Annotated in this window: 13 protein-coding genes; 11 read left to right on the top strand and 2 right to left on the bottom strand. The window is 40.8% G+C overall.

The window, feature by feature from the left end; translation table 11 throughout:
- Positions 1-46: 46 nt before the first annotated feature.
- A complete protein-coding gene (locus tag SHEWANA3_RS11565) occupies positions 47-940 on the bottom strand; it encodes a WYL domain-containing protein (RefSeq protein ID WP_011717142.1) in 894 nt (297 codons plus the stop codon).
- A gap of 191 nt (positions 941-1,131) precedes the next feature.
- On the opposite strand from SHEWANA3_RS11565, the gene SHEWANA3_RS11560 reads away from it, so the two are divergent.
- From SHEWANA3_RS11560 to SHEWANA3_RS11510, 11 genes are all read left to right on the top strand, one after another.
- Entirely contained in the window at positions 1,132-1,935 is an 804-nt protein-coding gene (locus SHEWANA3_RS11560) for a hypothetical protein (RefSeq protein ID WP_011717141.1), read from the top strand.
- Entirely contained in the window at positions 1,928-4,939 is a 3,012-nt protein-coding gene (locus SHEWANA3_RS11555; protein ID WP_011717140.1) for a hypothetical protein, read from the top strand. The genes SHEWANA3_RS11560 and SHEWANA3_RS11555 overlap by 8 nt, the downstream gene beginning before the upstream one ends.
- 2 nt (positions 4,940-4,941) lie before the next feature.
- Positions 4,942-6,342: a hypothetical protein gene (locus SHEWANA3_RS11550; protein ID WP_011717139.1), complete on the top strand. Its 1,401-nt coding sequence runs from the start codon at positions 4,942-4,944 to the stop codon at positions 6,340-6,342.
- Positions 6,339-6,896: a hypothetical protein gene (locus SHEWANA3_RS11545; protein ID WP_041412645.1), complete on the top strand. Its 558-nt coding sequence runs from the start codon at positions 6,339-6,341 to the stop codon at positions 6,894-6,896. Before SHEWANA3_RS11550 ends, SHEWANA3_RS11545 begins: the two co-directional genes overlap by 4 nt.
- A 582-nt stretch (positions 6,897-7,478) precedes the next feature.
- Complete coding sequence (locus SHEWANA3_RS11540) at positions 7,479-8,747, top strand: hypothetical protein (protein WP_011717137.1); 1,269 nt, start codon at positions 7,479-7,481, stop codon at positions 8,745-8,747.
- The gene (locus tag SHEWANA3_RS11535; RefSeq protein ID WP_011717136.1) at positions 8,747-12,157 is read left to right on the top strand and encodes a hypothetical protein; all 3,411 of its coding nucleotides are present in this window, start codon (positions 8,747-8,749) and stop codon (positions 12,155-12,157) included. Before SHEWANA3_RS11540 ends, SHEWANA3_RS11535 begins: the two co-directional genes overlap by 1 nt.
- Positions 12,157-14,928, top strand: coding sequence for an RNaseH domain-containing protein (locus SHEWANA3_RS11530; protein WP_011717135.1), 2,772 nt, complete (start codon positions 12,157-12,159; stop codon positions 14,926-14,928). Before SHEWANA3_RS11535 ends, SHEWANA3_RS11530 begins: the two co-directional genes overlap by 1 nt.
- Before the next feature lie 48 nt (positions 14,929-14,976).
- The gene (locus tag SHEWANA3_RS11525) at positions 14,977-15,765 is read left to right on the top strand and encodes an HNH endonuclease (RefSeq protein WP_041412644.1); all 789 of its coding nucleotides are present in this window, start codon (positions 14,977-14,979) and stop codon (positions 15,763-15,765) included.
- A 112-nt stretch (positions 15,766-15,877) separates the two neighbouring features.
- Positions 15,878-16,174, top strand: a complete 297-nt coding sequence (locus SHEWANA3_RS11520) for a hypothetical protein (RefSeq protein WP_011717133.1) — start codon at positions 15,878-15,880, stop codon at positions 16,172-16,174.
- 88 nt (positions 16,175-16,262) lie between these two features.
- Entirely contained in the window at positions 16,263-16,559 is a 297-nt protein-coding gene (locus SHEWANA3_RS11515) for a hypothetical protein (RefSeq protein ID WP_041412643.1), read from the top strand.
- A 145-nt stretch (positions 16,560-16,704) separates the two neighbouring features.
- Positions 16,705-17,610 (top strand): hypothetical protein, encoded by a 906-nt coding sequence (locus tag SHEWANA3_RS11510; protein WP_011717132.1) that lies wholly within the window; start codon positions 16,705-16,707, stop codon positions 17,608-17,610.
- A gap of 229 nt (positions 17,611-17,839) precedes the next feature.
- On the opposite strand, the gene SHEWANA3_RS11505 is transcribed toward SHEWANA3_RS11510, so the two are convergent.
- Positions 17,840-18,262, bottom strand: coding sequence for a hypothetical protein (locus SHEWANA3_RS11505; RefSeq protein WP_011717131.1), 423 nt, complete (start codon positions 18,260-18,262; stop codon positions 17,840-17,842).
- Between the last annotated feature and the right edge of the window lie 8 nt (positions 18,263-18,270).

Genomic DNA, 18,270 nt, shown 5'->3' with positions numbered 1-18,270 from the left:
ACTTTGGACTCAATTAATTACTACGAAGAGTTATTTTCAATAATACTCACAATCTGCTTCTATTATCAGTGCTCGATGTAAAGCCAGGAGCAAACTGCATAGACTCAACAGAAAGTAGTTCAGTACGATTTTTTAGAGCCAACGGATACTCTATAAAGTTGAGTTTGTGGCTTGTAGAGCAATCCACTCTCATATCATTAAGTACAAAACCTATTAAAGCCTCCGAAACAAGGATTGATCGGTGCTCACCGTCTTTAATACCTATATCAGATAATTGTGCATCTGGGATCGGATTTCTCGGATGTGCCATAAGTTCTACCATTCTTTGACGGTTCCAACTATCGTCACGAGCCTTGGAATAATCGTTGGACGAGTCAGGATGTAATTGGAATACTTTGATAACTCGACTGAGTTTAAACGTTCGAAACTCATATGCAGACTTATCATATGCTCGGAAATACCAAAACCCTCCGGCCTCAAATATAGAATGGGGGGTCACCACTCTATCTTTAATACCAGAGGTTGTAGATGCATACTGAATGTGCAAACTAGCGTTATTTACTATAGCTCTACAAACAGGCGCCACATTAGCTACATCAAGTTGCTTGGCAAACTTATTGATGACTATTCCATACCGTTGTACATCTAGTATTTGAGTAAGAGTGCCGTAAGCTGTGTATTGCAGTCCTGTAACTGCGTTATGCTCATATTTATGTTGATAGAATGGATTCGCTCTATAACCATACCTTGGCCCCAAATACTCCGTCTCTTCAGGATACTTTTCCAAAAAGGAGGCTATAGTTCTACTTGCTGTAGCTTCACCAATGCTGAATCGTTTAACCAGCTCTGCACGAGTTAGCTGACCTTTGAACAGCAGTAGGAAATCTATAAACCTGTATCGCTCAGCTAAAACAGGATCAAGTTCTTTAGTTGTTGTCATAACGACTCAATTAAGCTCCGCACAGTTGTTCCAGATAAGTTAGTTACGGCCAGTCCTTCTAAAGATATTACCATTATTTAGTATCTTTTGATACATATATAGCACGAAAAATCATGACATATTGACACTTAACAATCAAAATACTAGGATTGCTATGTATCAAATGATATATAGAATGAGTGTGAACGGTGATGACACCAGCAGTAAAGAAGTTTTTGAAGCAGATCGAAGCAGGTAATCCGGTCAATTGGAAAAAAATAGAGCGAGCCCTAGTCAAAACTGGCATTCCCTCTGCTTTGCTAAATCAGGCGTTCGATGTGCTCCCATACGGAAGCGATACATATCAAGTAACTGTCCGTGATGATTACGCCTATACAGAAATCAGCTCTCTACTTAATAAACCTAGAAACAACGACCGCACCTCTGCAAGTGTTGCCGGCAATAGCCATGCAGTGTCAGTAAAAGGGGCTATGTTGATTACTTGGGCTGCTGGTGAAGAGTCACCCAAGGTATGCGTTTTCAACGATGACACCCAAGCTCAATTTCCTGCGAAACCGAATGTGCTGATCATTGAAAACGAAGAGTGTTTTTTAAATAAAGAGGACACATTCCAGTTTGTTGATAAATTTTGTGGTACCGATTGCCCAATAACTGACATCGAGTTCGTATTCGGATCTGGAAATAGCATTTCAAACAAACGTATCCTCCCTTATCTCAAAGCTGCTACCGGGCAAATATACTGTCTGTTCGATGTAGACTTCGGTGGCTTACGGATTTTTGCTAACCTCTTAGCTGGCGGACTATCAGCTGAACAAACGCATTATCTAATACCATCAGATCTGGAATGTAGATTAAAGCGATCTAAACGCATTGCTACTCAAGCAGAGCTGGAAAGCTTGGCTCATGTTTATGGGATATCGACAAAAACCGACAGGATCATATCGGCTATTCGCTATTACAAAACAACTCTTGAACAGGAAAGCTACCGTGCATAACTTGGATAATACCTTCGAGCTGGGCTTTTCCAGCGAATATCAAATCCACGAGCTCATTTTTATTAACAGTGGGTCGAACTATTATGTTCGATTGCCAGTTGACCATCATGCTGCGCTAATATCTGACAACAACAGCGGTAAGACGTCCTCTCTTTCAGCCTTAAAGTTATTCTTACTTCCGGAAACCTCTTTCAAAAAGCAAAAAGACAAATTTGGATTCCAGTCGGGAGGAACGTTTTATCAGGATCTATCGTCATATACTTATTACTTTCCTGGGTCTGAGTCTTACATCATATGCAGCGCCTCCAATCCCAGAGGCAGATTTTGTTGGATTCTTCACAGGACCACTGATCTTGGTTATGAGCGAATCGCCGTTCCAGAGGAATATAATTCAATCGAACACCTGTTCTGGAATGCAGATTCCGAATTAAACGAATCAGCCGGCACCCTGCACTCAGGCATAGGAATAGCTGCTATAAAGAAGCAGTTGGTTTCAAACTTCAAAGCAAAAGTGTTTAACGACCGTAAAACTATTGGTGACGCAATATACAGCAGAGCAACTAATCAGGACGACGACACTCGTTTCTGCCTGCTGCCGATGGCAAAAGGCTTTACTACAAGTGGAACTGAAACCATTCGTTCTTTATTGGGAATGGCATTTAGCCTGGGTAATGCCTCTACAACATCCCTGCCTAAGGCTATAAGCTCAATTCTTGACGGCTTAGGAATGAGTGCAGTGAAGAAAAATAATGGTGAAGGTATCTTACTGGATTTGGATAGTCAGCTTCATGAATGGCAAACACTGAAAACAGAAGATGCGAGACTTATACTCGTTGAGTCGCAAAAAGGCACTTTCGATACACTTCAGTCAGCACGAACAAAATATTATCAGCTACGCGGCAGCCTCCTAGATTCATTTAACAAAACTGTATGGTCGATAGAGTTAAGCAAAACCGCTTTGACATCTAAACAAGAGACGCTTAAAAAGTCTGTTTCTGATTTACACGCGGAATTACAGGCATTTAAACCAGAACATGATCGTCTGAGGAGCATGGAATCTGAGGCTAAAAGCGATCATAAATCTGCAGTCAACAGGCTTCACGAAATCGACACCGCTATAAAGATTGTTGAAGAGTGTCGTAGTAAGCTTCTACCTCTTTGCCCTGCAGATTCGCGAAATGATCAATCGCTTTTAGCGGTGCTTGATGAACAGATCAAAGACTGTGAAACTGAAATCGCCAGCTTGCTAGACCAAGCCGCAGCTATTGAGAGAATGAAAAATTTCACATCTGTGATAAACCGCAACAAGGAGGAGCTCGAGTTACGTCGGAAGGCACTTGAAAATATAGACTCTAAATTATCCTTTCTCGATACCATCACCCCAGACGCGGCATCGATTCTACTGAGTATTAATAACAATTTTGCTAAGTTGGAAATAACACCCAGCGCTGAACAAAAAACCGTTATTCAATCTTTTGCAGCACTATTTGCTTCTGAAGCTGAAGCAGTCTATTTCTGTGGCGCCATACTGCCTGGCGTTAACTTGAAGCGATTCAATAATGCAGATATCAAACGAGAATTGGAAAGTGTTATCGATGTTCTGATAGCTAAGATTGAGCATGATGAAAAGCAACGAGCGACCATCAGTCAAAACTGTAGGTTGTCAAAAGAACGCCAGGCTGAAAAGCTAAAAGAATGCACTGAAGATTTAGAGGAGCTGCGTCTGCAGAAACAAAATCTACAAGGCACTGAGCTACTAAATACTCAAAAGACAAAAGCTGAATCAGACGTTATTAGGTCGAAAGAAGAATTTGATAAAGCGACTCGCGAGTTTAAATCGGCTAGTGAAAAATTCGAAAATCTAAGCCGGCGATACAACTTGGCAAATGAAGAACTTACATCGGTGGGAAACCCGCTCAGAGAGCTCAATAATCAAATTAGTCGTCTGGAGGATTTAGAGAGCAATTCCGGCCGAATACTTAATCTGGAGCAAGCAAAGCTCGAGACTCGTCATTCAGAGGTCATCAGCCAACCTATAAATCAGATAGCGGTGTCAGTTCAGTCATTGAAGACCCAGTTATCTTTGGTCGGGGAAGTTCGGCAAGAGTGTATTGATACGATGAATTTTCTTCTTCAGTATCAAATTATCCCGGCTACACCAGAGGAGCGACACCAAATAACCACCAACTCTCAGTTTTTTGAAGACATGTATGGAGCGCTCCAAACTGTATTTCTGAACCTTGACCAGGCAAAAGTTAAGTACAGGGAAACGTTATCTCACCACAACAATACTGCTGCCGCTGCAGCTCGCATTATTGAGAATGTAGAAGGCATTATTACCAACTTCATCAGCAACATTAACGATGAGATAAAAGGCTACAAAATATCAAATCTGTCTTCCGTTATGCTCGTTCCTGAACTTCACGCTCAATACGTTGATATGACTCGCACACTCAATCGTATAGGCAACAGAATAGATGAGCTACTGTCAGAGTCGTTCTATGTCCAAATTAGCAACTTCCAAAATAATTTTTATAACAAACAGACCGGCAAGGTTGAAATCGACAAAATCATTGAAAAAGTGCGGTACCAATTTGTACGTAACGACACTGTAGAGGACACGCCGCAGTCAAATGGGACAAACTGCATGATAAACAGTGTGCTACTCGCACTGTTGTTACAGCGACTGGTTCCAGACGATTTGAGTTTAAGCATGCCTGTTGTGTTTGATGAGATTGGTAGTCTTGATGAGAAAAATTTTCAGGAGATCCTGAAGGTTATGGAAGAACATAATCTCTATCTTTTTGTGGCAAACCCTGAGCAAAATGGCCTAATCGCCAGCGTCCTCGATACCTATCACGACCTTTCTCTTTTCAAAGCCTCTGATGTAGGCGTACTAAATAAAGCTGAAGCCATTTATTACCCTGGCATGGAGGAGCGGCTGGAAAATATGGAATTTGAGTCTGAATTAGAAAACGTAGATGAAGCCATGATGAGTGCCTGATAATGGATACGAACGCACAAAATACACTTGTCATTATCTTCCAGCATGTCGAGATCTTTTTCACGATGCTGGACCATTACACAGGCAGCAGTAAAACGGTAATCGGATTTCAGGTTTCAGCTTATGAGAATGTTATCGAATCTTATCTGAACAGAAAGGAGTTGAGTAAACAGGATTGCCAGCGTATCAGAGCGGCGCTATCGATTAAAAACATTAATGAGTGCTGCTTACTTAGTTTTGTCGATGATCAGCGTGGCCAGTTTGCATTGCAGCGAGGGCTGTTGCAAACCATTCAGAATTTAGACTCTAAACGAATCCGGGAGCTTGGCCAACCCGATTTGGACAGCATCTACGAGCAAATCAAACGCTTATATGATTACTTCATCTCAAAGGCTGGGATATACGAGCGTGAAGATCTCGATTTTAAAGAAAATCTCGCCGCTTTAATGGATGTTCTGCACGAAACACTGAACAAAATTGACCACAATGTCCGAGCACTAGAAGGTAGCTCCAAGAGGCTCTCTGAAATTCTGGATAGCCATGATTTCAATCAAATGGTTATGAACGACCGGGTGCGTAATGCTTTGCAAGAAGTAATACAGATATCAAAACGCAACATACAGCCCACTCTCATTTTCTTAAATGAGAAAGTTATGGCTGCCGGCACGAGTGCTATGAAGCTCATTCGAGAAATCAAAGAATGTTTTGCCAAAACCAGCTTTCACATCGAGTATGCGAACATCTCAATTATTGAAATGAAGCTACTGTCCTATGCAGATGTGATTGGTGACACTCGACGCCGCATGAATCGTTATGTAGAGATGGACCGCAAGCAACGTGAGTTGTACAACAATATCGAACTACGGTTTAACGAACTACATGAATTAGTTGTCTCGAGATTAGACAGCAAGTTAACAGGAAAGAGAATACCCGCGGACGCACCTATATTTGAGCCTGCTCGCTCTTTTAGAGGATTGGTTAGCTGGACATCGTCTAACCTTACGGGTGCGCTGATTGAGTTACCTCACTACGCTGATGAGCAGTATGTTCACGAGTATATCCGCAGTCAATTAGATAAAGTTGATGTTATTAACTCCAGTAAACGGACACCTGTTAAAGACCCCGCATCTGCCAAGGAGCGCCTCGAAAAGAAGCAACGTATTCAACGTATCAAGCAAGTTATGGCCAGTTTCAGTAACCAGGCCGCAGAGCAAGATTTGTACCTGGCGATACATCAGTTTCTAAAAGAAAATCTAAAAGATTATAAGTTGAAAGACGTATTTGATGCTTTGCATTTTGCAGAAGAGAGCAAGCTCTACAAGCCTACCCTGTTAAGGGGGGAAATCATCTATAAATCACAGAAGTTGTCATACCTGATAAGAAGGAAACAAGCCGTCATATGAACAATAACTACCTTGACCTGAATGTGTTTGCTTCCCGGCTTATATACAAGGATTTCATAGCCGGAGCGGTAATAAACAAATATGAGGTCATTGAAGGAGAATTACAGTCTTCACAAAAGTTCCGGGCACTGATAGATGACATCGATAAATATCGTTACGTTTACAGTCTCCTTGGCTTCACTATCCAAAGCATCGGTGAGGAATCATTTTTCGTAACCCGAACAGACAGGGCGGAAGAATACAACGAGGTTGCTGCGAATATCCAAGTGCTACTTTTAGTGATATTAAGAGGGGTGTATTCCCTTGGGATCGCACCAGGTATTCTTTTAGACCCAACTGCAGGGCTAAGCCGTATGCAAATTGATGACATTGGCAATATAAATGAGCAGAAGAGAATCCTGGAAGCCTGCAAAATGAAACTGCCCCTCTCGGAGTCAGTGAACTCATTGCTTGTTAATCGGGGAATTTGCTTTAAGACCAAATCAGACAGATATATCTTATCAGCAGCGGGTAAGTATTTGTTTCAACAACTAACTGCGTCGGCAAACCTATAACTGGATTCAAAGCTTGGAGTTTGACTCGGTCATTATCATGGCCGTCGAGAACGAAATCTTCTTTTAAAAAAATGAAACTGAGCTGGCTGCGAATTTATGCTCTTATTTTGTAGGAGTGTCACGTGCAAAAAGGCGGCTTATTTTGACGTTCACAAAACAGTGGTAGCAGTCTACATATATACAAAACGTTCATCGAACTGCACAGACTGGATTTTTTGGTTATGTTATACCGTTTGTGGAACACAAATAAGCAATTGCAGTAGTTACTAGCAAAACTTCACAGCAGTGTGATTGCAGCTGAATTGATGTACTAACTAACGAAATAACACTAAATGGTGTTAAATCAAATTCAATATAACACTAAATGGTGTTAAATCAATGATCTAAATCCTAACTCACAAAGCAAAATGGTCCGGCACAGCGGAAGATTTAGTTGATACCATCAACAATGTTGAAGCTCTTTCCTGTGTATCCAGAGCTCGAGAATTCAGTAAACGCACAATCAATTATTACCGTACTAAAGGTGTCATCGATGCCACAACCAGCAAAAGATATTCCTATAGGCATTTAGTTCAATGCTTATTGGCACGCAAGCTTACTAATGAAGGATGGAAAGTTCAGCAAATAGCTGATTCAGTTCCACTACTATCAATAAAACAAGCAGAATTTTACCTTGAACAACCTGTCAAATTTGAAGAGCTGTTCAAACAAGCAACGACTGTTGATAAAATCAGTGAAGACGAATCTATAACAGCAACTCTAGAACTAACGGAAGAGTTACTCACAGCCCGAATGTTGGCAAAAGGGGTTTTAAAGCAGTATCTATTGGTTGAGCATGGTGAGCTGGTTGATGGAACTCAAATACCCATAGAGTTACGTCAAGCCATGTGTTTGCTTGGAAAACTAAGAATTAACAATGGTAAAATCGACAACTGCGCATCTGTACACGAGGTATTATCTCGTTGCATAAAGCCTTTTGGTGATGATGAGTGGGGTATTGCAGAGTTTAGCTCAAATTCGTTTTTGCATCGAACTGTATCTCTGATTGACCCGGACCATAGATGCCCTACATTTGATTGTATTGAGTTAGCTGATATACGCTCTGATGCTGATCTTAGAGAAAAATACAGTTTTGAAGAATTTTCACAGCTGTGTACAAGCTTTGGTGCCATGCGACACCAAGTTTATTCACAAATTCGCCGTTTTGTTGCTGAGAATCCAATTGTCGAAAGTTCGGTATTGTTGGATTTCCTCAAGGAAAATAGAATTCAAAAAGCCGATAGGTTTCTTCGGCAGGCTTGTTATCGGTCCTTACAAGAAGCTGACCTAATCAACAGAAGACTGCATGTATGTAAAAGTTGCGGCGTGCCTATCAAAATGGAACGCCACGGAGTTGGTCGTTGCTCTATTAAACAGTGTAGTCAATTCTCAGTTGACCAACCCTTGTCAAAAAACGTTGAACTCACGTCTTCATTACTTATACTCAAACCTCATTTACTCATTTACTGGTTCGGGCCAGCAATTGATGAACTAAAAATATTCTATCAAGCAGAGTCTACAGGTCTAAGTTGTAGCCTTTTCCCAAACAGCGATCAATGTGATATATCAATAGATGGATATGATGTTGGCATAGATGTGAAATCGTATCAAAGCCCACATTTTCTGGCTCAGAAGCTATCGGGTTCGATTGGAGGGTTATCAGAGTATCATCACAAAATAATCGCTGTAAACGACAACCTTATCCATCATCAGCGAGAGTATCTAGAGATATTGGCGAGGTACTATCGCGGTAATGTGAAACTTGAATTCATGTCTGTCGCTGAAGTTGTTCGCTGGTTGGAGGATATGTAATGGTTCCCAAGTGGAAAGGCCCTAATGTGATCAATTGGCTTTGTGTTTTTATGTCTCACTATTTAGGGACTTCTTGCTTAAAAATGGCTCCATTGCTGCTGTCTGGCTATCGAAGTGTTGCTAGCACACCACAGATGTCTGGTCATGAAGAAGCACTCGTTAATATCAGACGAATATGCTTCCACTTAAGCAACATATCAGCAATCCGAAAATGCATCATTAGGTACAATGAACATCATGCCTCGAATCAGACAATGGGCAGCGTAGACAGAAGACTTTTCAAAATCAATGAAAAGACGCTCGAATTCGAGTTTGCCTTTGATCACCCTCCTGTAGAATTTAACGACGCTGTGCAGCACTTAGCAATGACATATCAACCCTCTGCTCACAGCGTTCAGTTTATCTCACCCGGTAACGCAAAACACTTCATTCAAATAAAAGACACGAATACATCTTTTACATATGAGATCAAGGGATTACCAAAACAGGTTGCTCCACTTCACCATGATTTATCCCCTCCCAAAAAGGACCCTATAAAGATTCCTGTTTCAGAGTTACGTGAATTAGCGCGCCAAATGGATGATGTTGACAAAGAACGTGGGTATCGTCTTGGTAATTGGGAGAACCGACTCAAGAACATAATATGTGAAGTCCCACAAGTCGATGGAAAATTTTTAGTTACAGAAGTCATTACACTAGATGAGATGAAACATCTTATCGGCTTACCAGGTTCAGGAAAAACCACATTGCTCGTTTGTATAACTAAATGGCTGTCAGAAAAAGGCTTTCGGACGGTGATGTTTTTTCCCTCTATAGAAGTATGTCGCCAGTATATGACAACGTTACAGCGTTACGACGTAAAAGCCAGTTTGTTAATGGGCCGAAGTAGAAACACCCGCAAGCGCCATGCGCATCAGTTGGCAGAGTCTCTGGCAAGTGGAGACCATCTCAATGGTTTCGCCAGTACTTTGCCAGGGGCTAAATATTTCGCTACAAGTTGCCCGCTACCTGCATATACCACAGCGTTTGATGCAGGGTTAGTGCCTGAAGAAGTATTTTGCGAAGATGTTCTGGAGAAAAATGAAGACTCGAGCAGTCGAAGTAGTGCAGCAAAAATGCAGTCAAGATTATGTCCACTTTGGTCGCAGTGTGGTTATCAGCTTGCTCCAAGAGAGTTAGTAGAGGCCAATGTTTGGTTGGGGCATATTGCTTCTGCGGACACTGAGGTACCAAAACATACGTTGACGCAAAAAATGCGCTACTTCGAACTAATTGCCAGACGAAGTGATGTAGTAATATTTGATGAAGCAGACAAAGTTCAAAGTCACTTGGACGAGCAAGGGATTGCAACGTTGTCATTGACCGGTGATGCTAATTCATTTAATGCCGACTTACTTAACAGACATAGAGAGTTAGCTGCTGGTCACAATTATACGCTTGGGGACCCGCAGATATTCTCATTTTATGTCAGTACACTCGATTTCAGCCGTTGTAGTCACTTATTGGTTAATGCCATCCAGTCACTTGACCGATTACAAATGGCTCGTTACGAAGGGAGTTTATTAACGCCCGCAAGAATTTTGGGTGAACTAATTTCAGGTAATAACAGTAAAAAAGTCAAAGTTGCCTCTGATCGTGACTCTCTATTTCGTAAAAAAGATGCGTTATCGCAGTTATGGGAAAGTGCCGCGGTCCATGCATTCATAAACAGGCTTGGGTTGTCCGAGGAGGTTATTGGTAAGAACTTGGATGTTGCATTTATAGCTAGTAGCCTGTTTATTTCCAAAGAAGATGTTAAAGAGCGCCATAATGTATTAGTTAGAGCTTTTCGGATTTGGTTGAGTGAGGAGCATGATGCAGGGCTAGATGATGCTCTGACTGAGATTTTGGATACCATCAATCCGTATATCCCAGAAGATCGGGTAGTGCAGAAAATACAGCAAGTACGCCTTTTAACTGCTGTGTCGTTCACAATATTAGGTTATCGAAAGTTAGAGCCTCATGCGAATGCTCTTATAGAACAAGGATTTATTGAGCCATTAAATATTGACCAGCGCTGCTCTGCAGACTTATTGAAACATACCAATGACAACATTCTTGGCGGTCTTTCAGGAGTACGATTTTTCTCGTCTGAAGGTGCTACATCTGGAAACAGAGCAGGATCAAAGAATATTCGGCTTCAATATGTGTTATTTGCAGGCTCTCCTAGAGCATATATGTACAACCTGCATAAATTCAAAATGAATGCAGGCTCTAACCCTAAAGTCTTGCTTACTAGTGCTACCAGCTTCCTAGAACAAAGTCCTGCATTTCATGTCACGAAGGAGCCTGATTATATCGTCCGCGGGCTCGAAAAGAAAAAAGCAGTTACTCAAAGTCGCTTTGTCTTTTTGCCAATCAAAGCTTCAGCACAGGGTAAAGAATATTTGCGCTACAGTGGAGAAACCTTAGAGAAAAAGCGCAAAGATAATCTAGAACGTATGGTTTTTCATCTGCTTAATAATCGTGTCGTTGAAGATGCCATAAATACATTTGATTCAGGATTAAAAAAAAGAAAAGCAGCTTTCGTGGTCAATAGCTTTGCTCAATGCGAACAATTAAAAATGTTTATTGATATGCGGTTTCCTGAGTGGCGATCGAAAACGGTGGCCTTAACCAAAGACGTAGAAAAACATTCGGGTAAGACGGGTTATATTACTGCCTCTCAGGTGGAAGCAATTGGCGATGATGATTCAATAGAACTTTTGATTTTCCCTATGGGTGCTATAGGTAGGGGAGTAAATATCGTTTTTACAAATGGAGAGCGTCCACGTGATGCGGCAATTGGCTGTTTGTTTTTTTTGACGCGACCCCATCCATCTGTCGATGATCTCTCTTTGCTTGTAAGTATTGCTGGTCGCCGTTCTGAAGCGTTTAACCAACGGAATTTCAGTTCTGTTGCAAGTCTTGAAGAAGTTGCAGAGTGTCTGAAAATAAGTCGTAAGGAAACTTACTTCCAAATTGGACGATTGCTTCGTAATCCTCTTATGGCCAGTCGTCTTGGTAAGCTACTTGAACCATTTACAGCCAATATTGCTGTGGAGTTGTTGCAAACAATAGGCAGAGGCATGCGCAATGGATGCCCAGTTCAATGCTTTTTTGTAGACGCTGCTTGGGCACAAATGTCATGTCATGGCGAGAAAGATACGCCAGTAAGCAGTATGTTAGTTCAACTTATCGATATACTGACCGAGTGCATAAACCATCCTGACCCAAAACATGCAGCCATTTATACCAGACTTTATAGGTCTTTTCTGGACCCTCTTGTTGAAACTGAAAATTTGTTATACAGCCGACAAAGCGATTATGAAGACCCAACAGTTCAAGAGAACTACCAGCCAGGATGTTTCTTTCAGGAAGGATTAGAGTAATGAGCACCGAAAAGGATATTGAACAAGTGAACAGACAAGACCAAAACATTATACAAGATCTCGCGATGGCATTTAGTCCGCCAGTATACCCTCAAGTATTGAACGTTCAGGTGACTAAAGCGTATTGGACACCACATGCTATGGCCTTGTTTGCTGACATCTATAAACTGGCCGAACAACACTTTATAAAACAAGGAGCTAAAGACAAAAATGTAACATTACCTACATCGGCATTACGTAATTTGTTACATGGCAGCTTGCCCAACCTACTTTCGACCAATCAGTATCTAGGACTAGGACCACACTCTCTATATCGCAAAGACATATCACTGTGTGGCTTGTTTAAGCAAAATATACATACTGTAGAACGATTCTATGCATGCTTGGATGAGTGGATTGAGCATGACATGACAGGTTTTATTGAACGCTATGATATTCCGGATCATTTCCGCGAGGAAATGTACGGTTTGGCAGATAACACCTCGTTAGTAACTTTTACGGATGATTCACTTTGTCTCTATCCATGGATTTCCCCGCATGTTGATACGGCACCATCTCTTGGAGAGCGTTTGACTATATCAGCCAATGACATCGCTGTTCTGCTGGAAGGTGAAGTGATTTTTCCTGAGTTACCACCTGTTCGTCGTGTTGCTGGGCACGGAGGTAATCGAGCAGAATTAGTGACACTTCCCATTAATGATCACCAAGAGGGACGATTCAGTTTGGTTTGTGAAATCTCAGTCGAAACCTTGCCAACTGATAATACTCCAATAATCAACATTAACTTCAAAAAACGCAGATGGTTGGAAAGCTTAAATAATGATTACACCCGAGCACTCACAAAAAGTGGATATCTCATAGAGTCTGAAGGTACTCGCGCTTATCATTTTTGTCTGGAAAAAAATCAAACTAATAATTGGAAGTGGACACCAGATAGCGCATTTTCCGCCTTGGAACGTCGCTTTGACCTTACATTTACAGAGGCTTTGATGTTTCAGGAGCCTTCTGACCAAAGCGATTTCATTGGAATAGTGCATGACTATGAAAATGAAGGTGATCAAAAAAACGAAATTGGAGCTGGAGTCCCCGAAAAGGATAGAAAAGACGCATTTGATCTCATCTCTCAAATTTTGTCAAAATTTGGCTTTACACCGTTTAGTGCATTTGAACGAGTCAAAAGCCCGATTAAAGCGTTTTCTAACGTGACTTATATGAGCAAGTTAGTCAAAGATAAACCGACGGATATCAAGCTTGAGGCGGCAGACTCACTCTATCTCGGACAACCCCTTCCACCCTCTTTGTTTGAATATGATGATATCGATGCATTAACTGCCGGTACAAAAGTATATTTGCCCGACTTAATCCAAGGGTATCTGAGCGATGAAAATGTTACGAAACACGTGAAATCACAGACGCTTTTTCTCGTTTCACAATCTGCAGCTGAAGGGGAGGTGCTCAAACGAATTGCATATACCCTTTTTGGTGATTGCTTAACAATAAAATCTGTTTCGCTTCCCGAGCTCGTTCACGGGCCGCGGGTAGACCTACCCAGCAGTGAGGTGAAAAATAAGCACACACGAAAATCGGCTCGCAAGAAGCAATGGGAAGGTTTCGTCAAAAGTCTCTCCGAAGATTCAATGTCGTCTATATGCCTAATCCAGGCGCCTATGTTTTATGAAACGAGTTCAGGGCCTAAACCTGACGACGAGGTGAACAAACCAGCGGCTAAATTAGCTTTTTCCAGTGAACAAGGATTCCCGGTTCAATACTTGCTACCTCCAGATACAAGGAGCAGCTCGACTACCAAACTTGAAAAATACATTATGCAGGCTCAGCAAGCTTTGCTGGATTTGATTTTCGGACATCTTGGTAAACTGCCGAACCTCTCGAAACGCACCTCTCATTACCATTCTGATGAAAAAGCACCTAAGTACCTATATGGCATTAATATGTTTACCGCGACAACTGAGACTCGTGCGAGCAAAGCTGAGATTATCGTTGCGTCCAGAGTTTGTATAGAGTCGGGATTAACCGAAATCAAAATTGCTCATAGTACAGCTCAAAATGTGATTACAGATTGGATGCCATTTAGGAATGCTATTCAATATTTAACAAAAAGATCTGAAGCAACTTTGTCCTTGGGTAAGTCATGGGGTGACAAACAGCACTTGGTGAAAGAGTTTTGCTCGTCGATTTTAGATGAAGCACAAAAAAGTACACCTCATGCATATGTATATATCAAAGCTGAAGGCTGCCGCAGTTATTGGAATTGGTTAGGTGATAGTGGTGTGGCTGATTTTGCCACACATGCTAAGAGTAAGTGGTCTCTGTTGAGAATCGTCAGAGTTAGAGATCAGGCACCCAAATTACTTCAGCACAAAATAGTCGACGGGCATGATAAACCTACAACGACCCCCAGTCTATTCAAGTTGCATACAACAGACTTGCCTGTATATTGGTCGCTTGGTGAACCAATCCAACAATATACACGAGGGTTAAGTTGCTACAGGACATTAACAGTGAGTCAGGCAAATCCCAAAACCAAAGAAAAAGTAGTGAAAACATTCTCACCAGATATAAAGCAGGCAATGCGACCAAATGCCACTGAGTTTACACTAATCAGTTCTTTACCCGAAGATGAACCGGATACAATATCACAGTTTTCAGCTTCGCTTAGGCGCGGGTTGATGCCTGCAAGACTTGAGACTTGGGTGAAGTCTCCTTCCCCAATCTTTGTGATGAATAAATTAGAGGAGTACCTTAAACTTTAATTACTAACTTTTCCCTAAATATAAGTGTTTGAAGTGGAATTGGAGATTATGGGTTCTATTAAAATATCTGCTATAAAAAGACTGTTTGCGATGTCTGCAAATGAATGCGCTTTTCCTGAATGCAGGTCGCCAATAATTGAATCGTCAGGCACCGTTACCGGGGAGATAGCTCACATCAAGGCTGCGAATAAAAATGGTCCTCGATATGATGCCTCGCAAACAGATGATGAAAGGAACTCGTTTGACAACTTGATATTGCTGTGCAGTCGTCATCATACGATTGTTGACTCGGAAATAGATTTATATCCGGCGGATTTAATACAAAAATTTAAAAGTGAACATGCGCAAAAAAGTGTTGTAGGAATATCACCACTCACAGAGTTTGCATCAAAGATGCTGCTTGACAACTACAATCAGAACGTTGTAATTCATAGTAATTCTGGACAAGTTGTAATAAATAGCCCTGGTGCAATTCAGGCAAAAACCGTAAATATTAAGTCTCAAAAAGTAAAAGCTGTCTACCCAATACCAGAAGGTGCAGTATCTGGTGTCCTAGGAATGAATTCTTACATTGAATATCTAATTGGAAAATATAAAGATTTTCAAAAACAGGATATTTCCAAACAGAGCAACTACAAGTATATGGCTATTTATAACGCAATGAAGAGAGAGTTTGGAAGTAAATGGCAATTACTACCAGCCTCTAGTTTCGAGTTGATTGTCGTTTTCCTTCAGAAAAAAATTGATAACTCGAGGGTTGGCCGAATCCGTAAAAAGAGTGGGCAAAAGAACTATCATAGCTATTCAGAGCATCTTGAACGGATAGGTGCATTATAATATTTTATATTATTCAATGCGTTAATTGTAAGGTGTTGAAACTGATTGGATCCAACAATCTCAATAAATAAGCACTAAACTGACCAATGGTAATTCTGAGGGGGATTGATATATGAGTACCAAAGAGTGGGTTTATCAAGATAATGAGCCGTTTGGGCTTTATCAGGAAATAACCTTCGATAAGGATAATGACAATCCTGCTGTTATTGAGATAACCAATCCTATTGATTTCAAAATAATTTATGAGTCGGATGCTGAAGGTAAGTTTTTCGGAAGGCTGGACGCTGAAATACCAGCAGATGTGTTTGATAAAATTGCTATTGCTTGGTGCAAAAAGAGAAAGTTACAAGGTGCTTTAGGTGGTCCAATTGGTTTGGAGCTTGGGGGGCCAGACTGTGATTGGGATTAGACCTGATTTATATCTTATATAAGTGAGAGTGAATATATGAACTATTTTGAAGAGGACCCCTTCTAGGTAACGTAAACCTGGAGGGTATATGAAAAAACTAAAATCACACTACGTACAGAGTGTAAATGAGGAACATTCAAAATATTTATGGAGGCAATACCCTAATATCCGTAGCGGGTTTCATAAATATTTTAGTACTAAACAAGAAAAAAGCTTTTACTTTATGCATTTAATTGAATGCAAAGGGTACCCAATTAAACTCCGTGCAGCTCGTGGGAAACAGCTAGCAGATCCTTGGGATGATTACCCGGCACATGTCTTTGATGTAGCAAAAAGTTGGAAGCATAACTCAAAAAGAAAGTTTCAGTACTACCGTTTAGTTTGAACTGTCGGAAAGCTTAGTTCATCTAATGGAAAGCTGAAAAGTTCTTTGTATACTGATAGTTAACTGTGCGCGTTTGCACTGGTTCAACGAGGTAAACGCGCAGCACATAAATACTAAGACGTTACATATCAATCGAGACCTATAAATGATTACACTTAATAGCGAACAAGGGTTTGTTAAGGTTGAAAGCTGGGAAGATATTGAAACCCTTCCAGGCTTCACTACGAATTTAGATCCAAAAGAGCACCAGCTAAATCAAATTATTGGCAGGTACATATTTAAAGATTATATAAAATGTGGTTTATCTAACTGCCACACTCCTCATGGAAGAGGATATATTGTCAGTACAAAATCAGGGCCTATTACGAACATTGGACATAATTGTGGAAAGAGCCATTTTGATGTTGAGTTCGATCAGCTATCTAAAGTATTTGAGAGGAACATTGCACTTCATACATACAGTGAAAATATTAGAAGCACGCTTAAATCGCTTGATTTTTACAAAGAGAAGATCGCAAGCATTCGAAGTGGGCCTCAAGGTGCTGACGCATTGTATAAGAAATCTCTACTCCTATTTAAAGGGAAATCTGGTTGCCCAGAGGCGGCTACATCGATTATTTCCAAAATGGTTCGTGGTCGAAATTCAGTTATAAGTATCGAGAAAGAGGCTAGCAGAAAGGAGATTGACTACCTCGAGGCAATTCAAGGGAAAAAATTACCACGTCCGTACTACATTGAAGAAAAAGTTGGAGAGTTATCTGGACTGTCATTTCTTTTCGAAGAAAATAGCTTAAGAGATATATTAGTTTTAGATCTAGATAATAGTTTCAAAAGTTTGTCAGAACTGGACGTTGATAACGGCAGTTTTAACGAGTTAAAGGAATGGTCCGCATGGTGTTCTGTTATAGGGCGAAAAATAGAAAACATAGAGAACTTAATTGACGTCGGAATAAAGCTTTTGCGAAAAGATAATTTACTTCAGATTTCTGCAGCTATATCAGATAAAAAACAAAAGGATGAATATATTAAATTCATCAATGCAAACATGTAACATACAAACCGTAGCACTCCGACTCATTCTACCACGATCGTTTTTTGTGTCGCGGTGTAGTGGCCAAATTCACTATGCCACTACACTTCCTGGGAAATTAACAAGTAAGGGGAGCTAATCTCTTCGTTAGTCCAACTTCTAATTTTATCAATGTCAAATTGACTCATTGATGACTCATCCAATTAAAGTTCAATAAAATGTACAAACATTTAAAAGCTACATGTGATGTTTACTTAGTGCTACTTTCAACGTCTCGTAGGGTCTTTTGAAACACATCCATGACACTTGGGTTGGTTTTGCTAATGCTGGATAACTTTTGAATGAAAGCTTGAAGTTTGCCTATCTCAGAGTGTGCTACTGCAAGCTGTGCTTCGAGTTGGATCAGCTTCTCCGCTAATTCCACGTCTTTTTGTAAATATGAAATCAGTTCCTTATTATCAGGCGAAACGGGCTTACCCCTTAAAACTTGCTTTTTTTGCTTGTATTCGTGCTTGATATTGGCGTACTTGTCGAGTGTTTGTCTCGTGGTGGCAATACCTAAACTGGATTCAATTTTTGTGACTAACAAGTCCCAGGTTAATTTTCCTTCCCAGCTTCGAATGAGGGCTTGTATGGAAATTTGCTGTTCAGTTTCGAGTGATTTAAGTGCCATATTGCCTC

Source organism: Shewanella sp. ANA-3 (assembly GCF_000203935.1).
Taxonomy (GTDB): domain Bacteria; phylum Pseudomonadota; class Gammaproteobacteria; order Enterobacterales; family Shewanellaceae; genus Shewanella.
The sequence above is the reverse complement of the archived record's forward strand: the minus strand, read 5'-3'. Positions and strand labels throughout refer to the sequence as shown.

What these genes read in the sequence shown, in the direction of transcription:
- SHEWANA3_RS11565 (WP_011717142.1), bottom strand. Translation starts at nt 940, where the DNA reads ATGACAACAACTAAAGAACTTGATCCTGTTTTAGCTGAGCGATACAGG.
- SHEWANA3_RS11560 (WP_011717141.1), top strand. Translation starts at nt 1,132, where the DNA reads ATGACACCAGCAGTAAAGAAGTTTTTGAAGCAGATCGAAGCAGGTAAT.
- SHEWANA3_RS11550 (WP_011717139.1), top strand. Translation starts at nt 4,942, where the DNA reads ATGGATACGAACGCACAAAATACACTTGTCATTATCTTCCAGCATGTC.
- SHEWANA3_RS11545 (WP_041412645.1), top strand. Translation starts at nt 6,339, where the DNA reads ATGAACAATAACTACCTTGACCTGAATGTGTTTGCTTCCCGGCTTATA.
- SHEWANA3_RS11535 (WP_011717136.1), top strand. Translation starts at nt 8,747, where the DNA reads ATGGTTCCCAAGTGGAAAGGCCCTAATGTGATCAATTGGCTTTGTGTT.
- SHEWANA3_RS11530 (WP_011717135.1), top strand. Translation starts at nt 12,157, where the DNA reads ATGAGCACCGAAAAGGATATTGAACAAGTGAACAGACAAGACCAAAAC.
- SHEWANA3_RS11525 (WP_041412644.1), top strand. Translation starts at nt 14,977, where the DNA reads ATGGGTTCTATTAAAATATCTGCTATAAAAAGACTGTTTGCGATGTCT.
- SHEWANA3_RS11520 (WP_011717133.1), top strand. Translation starts at nt 15,878, where the DNA reads ATGAGTACCAAAGAGTGGGTTTATCAAGATAATGAGCCGTTTGGGCTT.
- SHEWANA3_RS11515 (WP_041412643.1), top strand. Translation starts at nt 16,263, where the DNA reads ATGAAAAAACTAAAATCACACTACGTACAGAGTGTAAATGAGGAACAT.
- SHEWANA3_RS11510 (WP_011717132.1), top strand. Translation starts at nt 16,705, where the DNA reads ATGATTACACTTAATAGCGAACAAGGGTTTGTTAAGGTTGAAAGCTGG.
- SHEWANA3_RS11505 (WP_011717131.1), bottom strand. Translation starts at nt 18,262, where the DNA reads ATGGCACTTAAATCACTCGAAACTGAACAGCAAATTTCCATACAAGCC.